Raw genomic sequence first — 14,838 nt, 5'->3', positions numbered from 1 at the left:
ATACATCAGTGTATCGAACCCGCCTGAACTCCCTCCGGAGGAACCGTGTCGACTCTGCTCTCCTCGCTCGGACGCTGGTCGTTCCGCCACCCCTGGCGCGTGCTCGTCGCCTGGCTGCTGGTGCTGGGCATCGCCGGCGGCGCCGCCCTGGCGCTCGGCAAGGGCACCGACAACTCCTTCACGATCCCCGGCACCGAATCCCAGGCCGGTCTCGAGCAGCTCGAGCGCACCTTCCCCCAGGTGAGCGGCACGAGCGCCCAGTTCATCGTCGTGGCCGCGCCCGGCGACCGGGTCACCGCCGCCGACTACCGGGATCCGATCGAGCAGACGGTCACCGACCTCGGGAAGGTCCGCGGCGTCCTCGCCGCGACGAGCCCCTACGACACGCACGTCACCGGGATGGTGAGCGACGACAGCTCGGCCGCCATCGTGCGCCTGCAGTTCGACGGCCAGGCCTCCGACGTGTCCGCGGCCACCAAGGACACGCTGCGCACGGCCGTGAGCGACCTCGAGAAGGAGCTGCCGAAGGGATCCAGGGCGGTCATCGGCGGCGACCTGTTCTCGATGTCGATCCCGGCGATCTCGATCACCGAGGGCGTCGGGCTGGTCGTCGCCCTCCTCGTGCTGATCGTCGCGTTCCGCTCCTTCGTGGTCGCGGGCATGCCGCTGCTCACCGCGATGCTCGGCGTCGGCGTCTCGATGGCCGCGATCTTCGCCGCCACCGCCTTCGCCCCGGTGTCCTCGACGACGCCGCTGCTCGCCCTCATGCTCGGACTCGCCGTCGGGATCGACTACGCCCTGTTCATCATGGCGCGACATCAGGATCAGGTGCGCGCCGGCGTGGATCCGGAGGAGTCGGCCTCGCGGGCCACGGGCACGGCCGGATCCGCGGTGGTGTTCGCCGGGATCACCGTGCTCATCGCGCTGATCGGGCTCGGCTTCGCCGGCATCCCGTTCCTCACCACGATGGGGATCGCCGCCGCCGTGGCGGTGCTGATCGCGGTGCTGATCGCGGTGACCCTCACCCCGGCCATCCTCGGCTTCCTGAAGGGGCGCGTCGTGGGCCGCCCCGTCCGGCCGCGTCGCCCGCGCAAGGGCCAGCAGGACGCGACCGCGCGCCGCCGCTTCTCGGAGCGCTGGGTGGGCGGCGTCACGAAGCACCCCGTGCTCGTCGCGATCGCGATCGTGCTCGGACTCGGCGTCGTCGCCGTGCCCGCCGCGAGTCTCGCCCTGGCCCTGCCGAACTCCGGCGTGCAGCCGAAGGGATCCGAGGCCCGCGAGAACTACGACCTCACCGCCGAGCACTTCGGCCCCGGCTTCAACGGCCCGCTCATCCTCACCGGCACGATCGTCACCTCGAACGATCCGGTCGGGCTGATGAACGATCTCGGCGACGCGGTCGGCAAGCTCCCGGGCGTTGCCGAGATCGCCCTCGCGACCCCGAACGAGACCGCCGACACCGGCATCGTCCAGGTGATCCCCACCACCGCGCCGGACGCCCCCGCGACCGCCGACCTCGTGCGCGAGCTGCGCTCGCATCACGACGAGTGGCTCAAGAAGTTCGGCATCGACGTGAAGGTGACCGGGTTCACCGCGGTCGCGATCGACATCTCCGACCAGCTCGGCGCGGCGCTCCTGCCGTTCGGCATCTTCGTGATCGGCCTGTCGCTCGTGCTGCTGACGATCGTGTTCCGCTCGATCTGGGTGCCCGTCACCGCGGCGCTCGGCTACCTGCTCTCGATCGTGGCCGCGTTCGGCGTGGTCTCCGCGGTCTTCGAGTGGGGCTGGTTCGCCGACGCCCTGCACGTCGCCCGGGTCGGTCCGATCATCAGCTTCATGCCGATCATCCTCATGGGCGTGCTGTTCGGCCTGGCCATGGACTACCAGGTGTTCCTGGTCTCGCGGATGCGGGAGGACTATGTGCACGACGCGGGATCCCGCAGCCCCGACCGCGCCGAGCGCCGGGCCGCCGCGCTGCGCGCCGTGCGCGGGGGCTTCACCGGCTCCGCGAAGGTCGTCACCGCCGCCGGGCTCATCATGTTCGCCGTGTTCGTGGCCTTCGTGCCCGAGGGCGACTCCTCGCTCAAGCCGATCGCGCTGGGACTCGCCGCGGGCATCGCGATCGACGCCTTCCTCGTGCGGATGACCCTGATCCCGGCGCTCATGGCGATCCTCGGCGAGCGCGCGTGGGAGATCCCCGCGTGGCTCGAGCGGATCCTGCCGAGCGTCGACATCGAGGGCGAGGCCGTCGAGCGCGAACGGCATCTGGCCGACTGGCCGGGGGACGACTCGGTGATCGCCGCCGACGGCGTGACCGTCCCGGGTGCGGTCGAGAAGCTCGACCTGCGCGTGCCGTCGGGCTCGGCACTCGTGCTCACCGGACGGGACGACGCGGTGCGCCGGACCGTGGCGCTGGCGCTCGCCGGACGCCTCCCCTCCGAGGGCCTTCTGCGCGTGGCCGGGCACCTGCTGCCGGGACGCGCCGCCTGGGTGCGCGCGCACGTCGGCCTGGTGCTCGTCGACGACACGACGCACGCCGCGGCCGATGCGCCGGATCCGCTGCACGAGCTGCGCGAGGCGCTGCGCGGGCGCACCTCCCTCGTCGTGATCGACGGCGCCGATCGCCTCACCCTCGCGCAGGGCGAGCAGGCCGCGGCCATGCTGCGGGACGCGGCGGGACGCGGGGCTCTCGCCGTCGTCGCCACCGCCGCCGACGCCTCCGCGGCCACCCGGCTGCTGACCGACGCCGGGTGGACGGACATCGCCCGCCGGTCGTTGAGCGAGGACGCCGCAGGCGACCCTCACCCGGGGACGTTGAGCAAGGACGCCGCAGGCGACCCTCACCCGGGGACGTTGAGCAAGGACGCCGCAGGCGACCCTCACCCGGGGACGTTGAGCGAGGACGCCGCAGGCGACCCTCACCCGGGGACGTTGAGCGAGGACGCCGCAGGCGACCGAGACGAAACGCCGTCCCTGACGAGGCACCGCGTCTCGTCTCGCGCCGACTCCGACGCGCCCGCCACCGACCTCGACGAGGTGACCGCATGACCTCCCGTCTGTCCGCGCTGATCGAACGCGCCCGCACGCACAAGCCGATCACGGCGCTCACCCTCATCGGCGTGCTGCTGCTGCCCGCCGTGCTGGGCGGAGTGCTCGTCGCCGCCCTCCAGGATCCGACGCAGCATCTCGACACCATGACGGCGGCGATCGTGAACGACGACGAGCCCGTGAAGGTCGACGGGCAGCTCGCGCCGCTCGGCCGTCAGCTCTCCGCGGGTCTCGTGAAGGGCACCGGCGCGAAGGACGAGAACCTCACCTGGGTCGTCTCCAACGAGAAGGACGCGGCCGCGGGACTCAAGGACGGCACCTACCAGGCCGTCGTGCGGATCCCCAAGGACTTCTCCGCCGCCGCGGTCTCGGGCGGCAGCGCGATCCAGGATCCGGGGGCCTCGGCGGAGCAGGCGACCATCTCGGTCACGACGGCGCCGCAGGCGCGCGCCGCGGACGGCCTCATCGCGAACCAGATCGCCGCCACGGCCGCGGCGACCATGGGCACGACGATCTCGAAGAGCACCCTGCAGAACGTGCTCGTCGGGTTCAGCACCCTGGGCGACAAGATCGGTCAGGCCGCCGACGGCGCCGACCAGCTCGCGAACGGCGCGAAGTCGGCCGCGACCGGGGCCGCCGCGCTCCCCGGCGGCGCGACCAAGCTCGCAGACGGCGCGGGCCAGCTCGCCGACGGCGCGTCCCAGCTCTCGAACGGCCTCGGCACGATCGCGAACGGCATCACATCCGCGCAGACCGGTGCGAACCAGGCGGGTGCACAGCTCGCACAGGGCGCGGATGCGCTGCAGGCGCAGGGGCTCGTGCCGGCCGACGTCAGCGGAGTCGCGGCGGCGACCGCGAGCAACGCGAAGACGTCGGCGGACCAGACTGCGGCACTTGCCGAGAAACTCGGCCAGCTGGCACAGGACTGCGCCAAGACTCCTTCGCTCGCCTCCGCAGACTTCTGCAAGTCGGTGGGCGGCGCCGCGCAGGATGCGATCACAGCGGCCACGTCCGCCGGCACCGCCAGCGGCTACGCCGCTGCCTCGGTCACCGCGCTCTCCCAGTTCAACACCGCCGCCACCTCGAAGGTCGCCGGCCAGCTCCGCACCGCAGCCGACGGCATCAACCAGCTCTCCGCAGGGCTCGGCCAGCTCGCCGACGGCACCTCTCAGAGCGCGACCGGTGCGGGGAACCTCGCCACCGGCGCCACGGGGCTGCAGTCCGGGGCGACGCAGCTCGCCGACGGCGCATCCCAGCTCAGCACCGGCATCGGATCCCTCGCGACCGGCACATCGAGCCTCGCCTCGGGTCTGCACCAGGCGGCGGATTCGCTGCCGAAGCGCACCGACAGCCAGGCGTCCTCGCTCGCCGAGGTCGTCGCGGATCCGGTCAAGGCCGACACCTCGGGCGGCATGTTCGGCCCCACCGCGATCCCGCTGCTGGCGGCCGTGGTGCTGTGGTTCGGCGGTCTCGTGTCGTTCCTAGTGATGCGCGCCTTCACCGCGCGGGCGCTCACCTCGCGCCGCCCTTCGGCCCTGCTCGCGCTGCGCGCGTTCGCCCCGGCCGCCGCCCTCGGTGCGGGCCAGGGTCTGCTGGTGGCGCTCGTGGTCGAGGTCGTGGCGAAGTACGACCCGTCGCGCTGGTGGGGCTTCGCCGGCGTCGCCGTGCTGGCGGGCGTGGCCTTCGCCGCGGTGAACCAGGCGCTCGTCGCCGTGCTCGGCGGGATCGGGCGATGGCTCGCGGCGATCATCGGCGTGGCCGCGCTCGGCGCGGGGATCATCTCGACGCTGCCCGGCTGGCTCGCCGCGATCGCCGGGTTCCTGCCCACATCGCCCGCGGCGACGGGCCTGCTCGGCGGCGACGGCACGGGCTCGGCGATCGCAGCACTCCTGGTCTGGACCGTGCTGGCGCTGGTCGCGACGACCCTGGCCGTGACGGCCCGGCGCACCACGAGCGCGAAGGCGGTCCTCGCCCTCGCGGCCTGACCGTCGCCTGCCCCCGCCTTGAGCCGCGAGACCGATCCTCCGTCCCGAGACCGCGCAAGAATCGTGCGGTCTCGGGACGGAGGATCGGTCTCGCGGTCGGTGACTCCGGCTCAGGCCGTGCGCGCCTCATCCGGCGGGACGACCTTCGCATCCTGCGCGGGGAACACCACCTTCTGGATGATGATGATCGCGCTCGCGGCGACCGGGATCGCGACGAGCGCCCCGAGGATCCCGCCGAGCGCGCCGCCGCCGACGGCCGCGATCACGACGAGCGCGCCCGGCACCGCCACCGCCCTGCTCATGATGCGCGGGCTGATGACGTAGGCCTCGATCTGCATGTAGACGAGGTAGTACGCGAACGCGATCAGCGCGGTCAGGGGCGAGACGAACAGGCAGATGAGCGAGTTGATGATGGATCCGGACAGCGTCCCCACGAGCGGGATGAGCGAGCCGATGAACGCGATCAGGGCGAGCAGCGCCGGCAGCGGCGCCCCGATGATCGTGAGGAAGATCAGGCTCAGCACGCCGTTGATGAGCGCCAGGCTCGCCTGACCGATCACGTAGCGGCCGACCGCGCCGGACACGTCCTCGACGATCTCGGTGAACCGGGCACGACGGTAGGCCGGGACGAACCGGGCCGCGGTGCGCTTCATCCCGCGCAGCGAGGCCATGAAGTACAGGGTCAGGATCAGCACGATCGTGAAGCCGGTGAACCCGCCGGCGATGCCCGCGCCGACCGCGAGCACGCCGCCGCCGATCTTGGTGAGGTTGCCCGGATCCTTGAAGAAGTTGGCGATCCCGTCCACGGCCTGGCTGAACGAGTCGCCGTACTGGGCGGCGAGCTGCGTGTACCAGGCGCTGTTCAGCAGGTCGTCGATCATCTTCGGACCGGTCTCGATGAGGTGCGCGATCTGCTGCACCACGATCGGCACGATCGCCAGCAGGACGCCCGCGAACAGGAGCACCACCACGACCACCACGATCGCCACCGCGGCACCGCGCGGGAGCTTCCGCTCGATCAGCCGCACGATCGGGTCGAGTCCGAGGGCGAGGAACAGCGCGATCCCGATGTAGACCAGAACGGTCGAGAGCTGCCCGACGATCGCGCCGATCAGCAGGGCGACGAGGACGCCCAGGGCGCCGACGAGACCGAAGGTGAACGGCTCGATCTTCCACCCTCCGGCCGACGCGCCCGGCTCCCCCGTGATGATCGTGACCTGACGTCTGCGCATGGTGCCCCCTCGTGTCGTGCTCCGCGTCGAGCGTATGTCACGGAGGGCCCGGATCACGAGGAGCGCGCGCATCGCTGCCGGCCGACTCGGCGTCTCGCCATGCGGACGCACGGCCTGAGCGGCGACCTCAGGGCGTCGCCGTGCGGATCCTGACCTCGCGCTCCATGCGCTTCTCGTGACGCTGCCTGCCCTTGACCGCCTCGGCCTCGCGGTTCTTGGGCGGCGCGGTGGTCACGAGCTGATCCAGCATGCGCCGGGTGGCCTGCGCGATCTCATCGATCGCCTGCTCGAACGCCGGCGTGTTCGCCCGGGACGGATGCGTGGAGCCGCTCACCTTCCGGACGAACTGGAGGGCGGCTTCCCGCACCTCGTCATCGCTGGTCGGAGGCTCGAAGTTGTGGAGACAGCGGATGTTCCGGCACATGCAGCGACGATAACCCCGTCACCCCGCTGCGCGCGACGGTCACCCCGCGGCACGCGACGGTCGCCCTGCGGCACGTGGGCCGGATCCTGCAGCTGCAGGATCCGGGATCGGCGGAGCGGGCCTGCCCTGGGGAGGGAAGCAGACCCGCTCCAGTCAGGATCCGGGCGGCCTCGGCGCTGCGGGAGGGGTCATGCGCCCTACTCCGTGCCGAACGCGCGGGCGGTCTCGAGCAGGATCCGCGCACCGAAGCCGGTGGCGCCGGCGGTGCGCCAGGAGTCGTCCTTCTCGGTCTGCATGGTCCCGGCGATGTCCAGGTGCGCCCAGGGGGTGTCGCCGGCGAAGTGCGCGAGGAACAGCGCGGCGGTGGTGGCGCCGGCGAAGGGGCCGCCCAGGTTGGCGATGTCGGCGATCGCCGAGTCGAGCTGCGGTCGGTACTTCTTCTCGAGCGGGAGCTGCCACACCGGCTCATCGACCGCCGCGGCCGCGTCGCGCACCGCATCGATCATGCGCTGGTCGTTGCCGAACACCGGGGCGGTCGCCGGTCCGAGCGAGACGAGTGCCGCCCCCGTGAGGGTCGCGATGTCGACGATCGCGTCGACCTCGGCCTCGTTCGCGAGCACCAGCGCGTCCATCATCACCAGGCGCCCCTCGGCGTCGGTGTTCTTCACCTCGACCGTGGTGCCGCCGCGCGCCGTGAGCACGTCGCCCAGCTTGTACGCGGTGCCCGAGGGCATGTTGTCGGTGCACATGAGCCAGCCCGTCACGCGCACATCGACCCCGGCGTCGCGCAGGCCCGTGAACGCGCCCAGCACGGCGGCGGCCCCGCCCATGTCCATCTTCATGAGCAGGTGCATCGGGTCGCTCGGCTTGAGGCTGATACCGCCGGAGTCGTACATGATGCCTTTGCCGACCAGGCCCAGGTGTCGCGTCGCCCCTTCCGGCGCGTACTCCAGCCGGATCATCCGGGGCTCCTCCACCGAGCCCTGGTTGACGCCGAGCAGCCCGCCGCAGCCGAGCTCGATGAGCGCCTGCTTGTTGAAGAGCTCGACGGCGAACCCGAAGCGCTCGCCCAGGGCGACCGCGATGTCGCCCAGATCGGTGGCGGTCAGGTGCCCGGGCGGGGTGTTCGCCAGATCGCGCGCGACGATCGCCGCACGCGCCGAGGTCACGGCGGCCGCGAGCGCCTGATCCGCGGCATCCGCCCCCGGCACCTCGAGCGACAGCGCCTCGAGCGCGACGTGCTTCGACGTCGCGCTCAGCTCCGTGTAGCGGTAGCGGCCCAGCAGCGCGCCCTCGGCGAGGGCCCGCACCGCGTCGGCCGCGGCCACGGGGCCGATCGCGGCGAGACGCAGCGCGAGCCGGGCGCGGGTCGCCGCGGCCCGCACGAAAGCCGCCGCCGCATCGCGCAGCACGGCCGCACTCAGCTCCGCGCTCGGGCCGAGTCCCACGGCGATGAGGTCGGGGCCGGCCGCCTGCGGCAGCACGAGGACGGATCCGGCCTTCGCCTCGAAGCCGGCATCGGCGAGCGCCGCACGGTCGAAGCCGAGCTCGGGCGGCACGGCGCCGTCGCTCGTGACGCCCACGCCGAGCGCCTGCGCGTCCGCGGCGGGCGGACCCGCGGTCACCACGGCCGCGTCGAGCGCGTCGAGCCCGGGGACGGTGCGGAAGCCGGCGGGGATGAGCTTGTTCGGGCTTCGGGTCATGGGTTCTGCTCCTTCATCCTTCGGGCCATCGGGGTCATGCGGTCGACGCGGTCACATCTGGACGGGTGAGCCCGGTCCCCACGGGATGCCGAGGAGGAACCAGACGATGTACAGTGCCGCCCACGAGACGAGCATCCACAGCGCGTACGGGATCATCAGCGCGATGATCGTGCCGATGCCCGCGTCCTTCTTGTAGCGCTGCGCCACCGTCACCATGAACGGCAGATAGACCATGAGCGGGGTGAGCACGTTGACCGGGGAGTCGCCGACGCGATAGGCCGCGAGCAGCGTCTGCGGCGCGACGTTCAGGGACGCGAAGATCGGGATGAACACCGGCGCGAAGATCACCCACTTGGGCACCAGGCCCGGGAGGATGAAGTCCAGGATCAGGATCACCAGGATGAACGCGATCAGCAGCACGATCGCCGGCACCTGCGCGGTCTGCAGCGCCTCCGCGGCGGCGATGGCCGCGACGGTGGGCAGGTTCGTCCAGTTGAACAGGGCGATGAACTGGGCGATCATCAGGAACATCACGAGCAGCCCGCCGAGCGAGCCGAACGTCTTGGCGATCGCGCCGACGGCGGCGGATCCGCCCCGCAGCGTCTTCGCCCCGTAACCGTAAGCGACACCGCAGACGAGGAACGCCAGGGAGATGATGAACACGAGACTGGCCATGAACGGACTGGTGCCGGCGACGTCGCCCGTCTGCGGTGCCCGCAGCGGCGCGCCCGGCGGGAGCGTGAGGGCGAGGATCACCAGCACGAACCCCAGCAGTGCCAGACCGGAGAACTTCAGCCCGCGCGCCTCGGCGTCGTGGTCGATGCCGTCCGCGTCGTCGACGATCGTCATCTCGGTCCGGTCGTAAGTCCCCAGCCGCTTCTCGGTCACGAACATCGTCACCAGCAGGGCGACGATCGTGAGCAGGAAGGTGGAGACGATGCCGAAGTACAGGTTGTGCGTGACCGCGATCGGCTTCATCCCGGCGGCCGTCAGCACGCCGTTCGTGACCTCGGTGAGCATGCTGTCGCTCGGCGTGATGAGGATGTTCGCGCCGAACGCGGCCCCGACCGCGGCGAACGCACCCGCGAGACCCGCGAGCGGATGGCGCCCGACGGTGAGGAACGCCGCGGCGGCCAGGGGCACGAGGATCAGGTAGCCGGCATCGGTGGCGACCGAGGAGAGCACGCCCACGAACAGCAGGATGACCGCGAGCCAGCGGCGCGGGGCGACTTTCACGACGCGGCGGATGAGAGCGCCCATGAGGCCGGCGTGCTCGGCGACGCCGACGCCCGCCATCGCGATCAGCACGGTCGCGACGACGCTGAAGCCGGCGAAGTTGTCGACGAAGGAGGTGAAGAAGAAGCGCAGGCCCTCGATGGAGAGGAGGTTCTGCACCGCGAAGGTGCGGGTCTCGACGATGTACTTCGGGATCACCGCCGGCTCGCCGGTGGACGTGTCGTAGATCATCCAGTGGCTGCCGAACTGATCGTTCAGCTGCTCGAACTCGCCGGTCGACACCGGCGTGGCCACCTGATCCGTCACCGAGACCCCGACCCAGCTGAGGATCCAGCTGAGGACCGCGATGAAGGCGATCAGGTACAGGAACATGATCGTCGGGTCGGGCACCTTGTTGCCGACCTTCTCGATCCAGTTCAGGAAGCCGCTGGACGAGTTCGCCTTCTTCAGCGCCGCGGCGTCGGCGGCGCTCATGATCGGCGGTCCAGGGGCCGGCCGTGACGGACGAGCGGTCGGGGATCTCGGCGCAGAGTCACGTCGCGCACCTCTCTCAGCTGCTCTCGAGGCCGACGGATCCGCCCGGTCGCGGCGACGACCCTGCGGTGCCGCGTCCCCCGCAGGAGGGGCGGGCATTCGGCACAGAACCGATGATTCCGATGCGCCGGGCCGGGTGCAACCCCGCCCCCCAGACCTGGGGGGTTGGTCCGGCTCGGCGGGGCACCTAGGGTGAGGCGAATGGATCCGATCATCGTCACCCTGATCATCCTGGTCGTGGCCGTCGTGGCCTTCGTCTCCAACCGGATCCCGCTCGGCGCCATCGCGATCGCGGTGTCCCTCGCGCTGTACCTCACCGGCGTGCTGAGCCTCCCGCAGGCGCTGGCCGGCTTCGGCGATCCGACGGTGCTCTTCATCGCCTCCCTGTTCGTGGTCAGCGAGTCGCTGGAATCGACCGGCATCGTCGCCTGGGCGGGGCAGCAGGTGATCAGCCGGGCGGGCACCCGGCAGAGGTCCCTGCTGCTCACGATCGGGCTGCTCGTCGCCGTCGTGACCGCGGTGATCAGCGTCAACGGCGCGGTCGCCGCCCTGCTCCCGCTCGTCGTGGTGGTGGCCGCCCGCGCACGGCTCAGCCCGTCGCAGCTGCTCATCCCGCTGGCGTTCTCGGCGCACGCCGGATCCATGCTGGCCCTCACCGGGACTCCGGTGAACATCATCGTCTCCGAGCTGGCCGAGGAGTCCGGCGGGCGCGGGTTCGGGTTCTTCGAGTTCGCCCTGGCGGGGCTGCCCCTCGTCATCGGAACGCTGGCGATCATCCTGCTCCTGGGGAAACGGCTGCTGCCGCACCGCACCCCGAAGTCCGTTCCGGTGGATCTCGAGCAACTGGCCGCCACGCTGCGCGCCGAGTACGCGATCGACGCCGACCGTGCGCTGATGACCTCCGGCCGGGGCGTCACCGAGGTCGTCGTCCCCCCGCGCTCACCGCTGATCGGCCTGCACGTGTTCCCCGGCATGTGCACGCCGAGCGGCGATCTCGTGATCCTCGGCGTCAAGCGCGGCGAGGACACGCTGTCCGACCACGGGGCCGACGTGCAGGCGGGCGACGCGCTGCTGCTCGACGGCACCTGGGACGATCTGCACCGGCACACCTCCGGCAGCGACGAGGTGCTCGTCGTGGACGACCCGGCGACCCTGCGTCGGGCCGTGCCCCTCGGGGCGGGCGCCAAGCGGGCGGCGGTGATCCTCGGGGCGATGATCGTCCTGCTGGCGACGGGGATCGTGCCGGCCGCGGTCGCGGGGCTGCTCGCCGCGCTCGCCCTCGTGCTCACCCGCGTGGTCAGCGTCACCCGCGCCTACCGCTCCATCTCCTGGACCACGGTGGTGCTCGTCGCCGGCATGATCCCGATGTCCACGGCGTTCCAGACCACGGGAGCGGCCGCGCTCATCGCCGACGGTCTCGGGACCTGGCTGAGCGGCGCAGGGCCGACAGCGGCGCTCGCGGTGATCGTGCTCATCACGCTCGTGCTCGGCCAGCTCATCAGCAACACGGCCACGGTGCTGATCGTTGCTCCGGTCGCGGTCGCGCTCGCCTCGACCATGCACCTCTCGCCCCTGCCCTTCCTGATGGGACTCACGGTCGCCGGCGCCGCCGCGCTGCTGACCCCGGTCGCGACACCGGCGAACCTCATGGTCATGGAGCCCGGCGGATACCGCTTCGGGGACTACGCCCGCTTCGGCCTGCCGCTGATGCTGCTGTACTTCGCCGTCGCCGTCTTCTACGTGCCGATGATCTGGCCGTTCACCCGCTGACCCTGCTCGTCGAGCAGGATCCGCACGCTCGGGCCGTCGCCGAGACGCGCGAGGATCGAGACGATCCCGCCCGGACGCTCTCCGCGCGCCTGGATCGTGATCCCGGCGGACGCCTCGACGACATCGATGATGGCATCGGCCAGTGCATCCGGCATGGGGCGACCGCCCGCCCCCTCGGCGCCCAGCAGCACGACGTGCGCGCCCCGCGCCCGCGCGCCGGCGATGGCGCGCTCCAGCCGCGGGTGGGCCAGGTCGGCGGCCCGGATGCGATCCCTGATCGCGCCCTCCACGACCGTGAGCTCGCGCAGGAACTCAGCCTCGATCGTCCGGCCGGCGATGAGATCGGAGAGTGGCGGCCCCGCGAGCCGCAGGATGCCCGCGACCTCGCTGCGCGACGCGGACGCGACCGCCTCGGCCGCCCGCGCCTCGCGCTGCTCCCGTTCCGCCCGCACCGCCGCCGCGCGCTCCCGGCGCACCGCGACAGCGAGCACGCCCGCCCACAGCGCGCCGATGAGCGCCGCGCTCATCCCGGGGGCGACCAGTTCGACGAGGTCCTCCGGACGCTGGCCGGTTGCGGTGCCCCAGGCGACGACGAAGGCGAGGACGCCGACCGCGCCCGCCACGCCGGCGAGCGTGTTGCGGCGGATGATGAGCAGCGCCGCCAGGTAGGAGTTGGCGCTGAACAGCCAGATCTCGCTCGCCCCCCGATCCGTGACGTCGAGGAAGGCGAGCACCGACAGCGCGACGAACAGCACGCCGCCCAGCACCATCAGCGCCGCGCCCCGCGACAGCGGCCCGGGTCGGCGCGAGGTCACCAGGATCGCGCCCAGCAGCGGGAGCGCATAGCTGAGCACGCCGATCGCCCCGCCGAGCACCGAGAACCGTCCCGCCAGCAGCGCCTGGACGAGTCCTGTCGCCCAGACCAGGACCAGGGCGACCCGCGCCGTCCGCGTGGAGAGCCCCAGGGCCGCCGACCCCGGGCTCACCTCCGCCACCCCAGCTCCACGACGGTTCCTGCGGCGTCGGCGCGCACCGAGGCGGTCCCCCCGGGAAGCGCCCGCATCCGGCCGAGGATGCTCTCGCGCACCCCGAGCCGCTCCTCGGGGATCGCGCCCTCGTCGAACCCGGGCCCGTCGTCGGCGATCGTCAGGCGCAGCCTCGCGGCGTCGAGCCGGCCGCGCACGCGCAGCCGCGACCCCGGGGCGTGCACCACGCTGTTGCGCAGAGCCTCCGACATCGCGGCGGCGGCCGCGTCGAGCATCGCACCCGGCACCGCCTCGGCCTCCGCGCCGCGCACGGCGCCGATCCGCACCTCGGCCCCCGGAGCGCAGCGCCGGGCCGCCGCCGCGAGGCGCTCGACCGCCTCGTGCACCGCGATCTCGGCCGATGCTCCGGGTCCCGCGGCGGCCCGCTCCAGCGCCTGCAGCGCCGTGCGTGCGGCGACGCGCAGCTCCGGCACGGGCTCGCCCGGCAGCCGGGTCGCCGCGATCAGCGTGGACAGCACCTCGTCGTGCACGATCCGCGCCAGCACCTGCTGCCGTTCCGCCACGGACCGCGCCTGCGCCCGCCGTTCGGAGATGCGCCGGTTGCGCTCGGCCACGCGCTCCCGCTCGAGGAGTCCGGCGCGGATGCCGTAGATGATCGCGACGAACGCGCCGTTGCCGAGGTGCACCGGCGCCTGCAGCATCGCCTCGTGCGGGATCCGCCCGAGGAACACCGCGCCGGACAGCACCGGCAGCAGGGGGCTCAGCACGATGTAGCCGAGCACGACCGGCCATCGAGCGAGCAGCGCGACGAAGCACATCATGATCGGCTCGAGCGCCCACACCCAGGGGCGAAGGGTGTCGGGATCGCCGCCCGTGTACCCCGCGAACACCGTCGCCTGGGCGGCCACGGTCGCCACGACGGCCGAGATCCACAGCACGCGCAGCCACGGGTTCGGCAGGATCCGGCCCGTCACCACGAGCACCAGCAGGATCCCGACGGTCCCGAAGGCCAGCGCCGCCCACCAGGGCGCGAACTGGGCCGGCGTCAGCCGCACCCGGGATCCCGCGGCGAGCACGATCACCACCCCGCAGAGCGCGAGGACCCACCCCAGCAGCCGGTCGATGTGCGCGACGCGCCCGTCTGAGACGGCGGTGTCGGGATCGGTGCTGCTCCCCGGAGAGCCGGAACCGGCGGAGCGGGTTCCTCCGAGACGCCGATCGGCGGATCTGCTCCCGATGCCGACGAACGACGGCGGGACGGTCACCGCGCCTCGACCAGTCCGTCCTCGACGGCGCGGCGGAACAAGTCGACCTTGGTGGGCGCCTGCCGGTCGACCGCGAGGTACTTCTTGCGGATGTTGCTGATGTGCTCCGTCACGGTCTCGCGCGACAGGAACAGCATCTCGGCGACCTGATCGGCGGTCGCGCCCGACGCGTACAGCGCCAGGACCTCCGCCTCGCGGGCGGTGAGCCGCGCATCCACCAGGAGCCGGTCGCCTTCGAGCGCGGCCGCCCAGTCCGCACCGGCGACCACCTCGCCGCGGAAGGCGGCCCTGATGCCGTCGACGATCGCCTTCACCGGCTCCGTCTTGCGGATCATCCCGACCGCGCCGGCCTGCGCGGCCTCGCGCACCAGCTGCGGCCGATCGCCGGACGTGTAGGCGAGGACCCTCGCGCCCGCCTCCGTGAGCCGGCGGGTGTTGGCGGCCGGCGTGGAGCCGTCGCCGAGCGCGAGATCGAGCAGCACCACGTGCAGGTTCTGCGACTGCGCGAGCACCTCCCGCGCCGACCCGGCTGCGGCGACGACCCTCATCCCGGACTGGGCGTTCACGATCGCGACCGTGCCCAGCATCATCGCCGGGTGGTCCTCGACGATCCCGATCCGTATGGTCACCGCTGCGCCGCCGTCCTCCGAGGTTG

Annotated in this window: 10 protein-coding genes; 3 read left to right on the top strand and 7 right to left on the bottom strand. The window is 72.2% G+C overall.

Annotation, left to right across the window (positions count from 1 at the left end; all coding sequences use genetic code 11):
• Nucleotides 1-45: 45 nt before the first annotated feature.
• Together WFJ17_RS11195 and WFJ17_RS11190 are read left to right on the top strand one after the other, a co-directional pair.
• Complete coding sequence (locus WFJ17_RS11195; protein WP_336648454.1) at nucleotides 46-3,048, top strand: efflux RND transporter permease subunit; 3,003 nt, start codon at nucleotides 46-48, stop codon at nucleotides 3,046-3,048.
• On the top strand, nucleotides 3,045-5,033 hold the full coding sequence (locus WFJ17_RS11190; protein WP_336648453.1) for a YhgE/Pip domain-containing protein: 1,989 nt from the start codon (nucleotides 3,045-3,047) through the stop codon (nucleotides 5,031-5,033). The genes WFJ17_RS11195 and WFJ17_RS11190 overlap by 4 nt, the downstream gene beginning before the upstream one ends.
• Before the next feature lie 110 nt (nucleotides 5,034-5,143).
• Here the strand turns inward: WFJ17_RS11190 and WFJ17_RS11185 are convergent, their stop codons facing one another.
• From WFJ17_RS11185 to WFJ17_RS11170, 4 genes are all read right to left on the bottom strand, one after another.
• On the bottom strand, nucleotides 5,144-6,265 hold the full coding sequence (locus tag WFJ17_RS11185) for an AI-2E family transporter (RefSeq protein ID WP_251438768.1): 1,122 nt from the start codon (nucleotides 6,263-6,265) through the stop codon (nucleotides 5,144-5,146).
• A gap of 127 nt (nucleotides 6,266-6,392) precedes the next feature.
• Nucleotides 6,393-6,689 carry a DUF2277 domain-containing protein gene (locus tag WFJ17_RS11180; protein ID WP_251438769.1) on the bottom strand — a complete coding sequence of 99 codons (297 nt, stop codon included), beginning with the start codon at nucleotides 6,687-6,689 and terminating at the stop codon, nucleotides 6,393-6,395.
• Nucleotides 6,690-6,886: 197 nt separating this feature from the next.
• Nucleotides 6,887-8,392 carry a leucyl aminopeptidase gene (locus WFJ17_RS11175; protein ID WP_336648452.1) on the bottom strand — a complete coding sequence of 502 codons (1,506 nt, stop codon included), beginning with the start codon at nucleotides 8,390-8,392 and terminating at the stop codon, nucleotides 6,887-6,889.
• Nucleotides 8,393-8,443: 51 nt separating this feature from the next.
• A complete protein-coding gene (locus WFJ17_RS11170; RefSeq protein WP_251438771.1) occupies nucleotides 8,444-10,102 on the bottom strand; it encodes an AbgT family transporter in 1,659 nt (552 codons plus the stop codon).
• Between the two features lie 261 nt (nucleotides 10,103-10,363).
• Here WFJ17_RS11170 and WFJ17_RS11165 point away from each other — a divergent pair, with 261 nt between their 5' ends.
• Complete coding sequence (locus tag WFJ17_RS11165; protein ID WP_336648451.1) at nucleotides 10,364-11,932, top strand: SLC13 family permease; 1,569 nt, start codon at nucleotides 10,364-10,366, stop codon at nucleotides 11,930-11,932.
• Here the strand turns inward: WFJ17_RS11165 and WFJ17_RS11160 are convergent.
• From WFJ17_RS11160 to WFJ17_RS11150, 3 genes are read right to left on the bottom strand one after another with little or no spacing between them, the layout of a single operon-like run.
• The gene (locus WFJ17_RS11160; protein ID WP_336648450.1) at nucleotides 11,899-12,927 is read right to left on the bottom strand and encodes a hypothetical protein; all 1,029 of its coding nucleotides are present in this window, start codon (nucleotides 12,925-12,927) and stop codon (nucleotides 11,899-11,901) included. The two genes, WFJ17_RS11165 and WFJ17_RS11160, sit on opposite strands and share 34 nt — an antisense overlap.
• Entirely contained in the window at nucleotides 12,915-14,183 is a 1,269-nt protein-coding gene (locus WFJ17_RS11155; protein ID WP_336648449.1) for a sensor histidine kinase, read from the bottom strand. Before WFJ17_RS11155 ends, WFJ17_RS11160 begins: the two co-directional genes overlap by 13 nt.
• Entirely contained in the window at nucleotides 14,180-14,812 is a 633-nt protein-coding gene (locus WFJ17_RS11150) for a response regulator transcription factor (protein WP_336648448.1), read from the bottom strand. Before WFJ17_RS11150 ends, WFJ17_RS11155 begins: the two co-directional genes overlap by 4 nt.
• Nucleotides 14,813-14,838: the final 26 nt, after the last annotated feature.

Source organism: Microbacterium sp. MMO-10 (genome assembly GCF_037148715.1).
Taxonomy (GTDB): Bacteria; Actinomycetota; Actinomycetes; order Actinomycetales; family Microbacteriaceae; genus Microbacterium.
The sequence above is the reverse complement of the archived record's forward strand: the minus strand, read 5'-3'. Positions and strand labels throughout refer to the sequence as shown.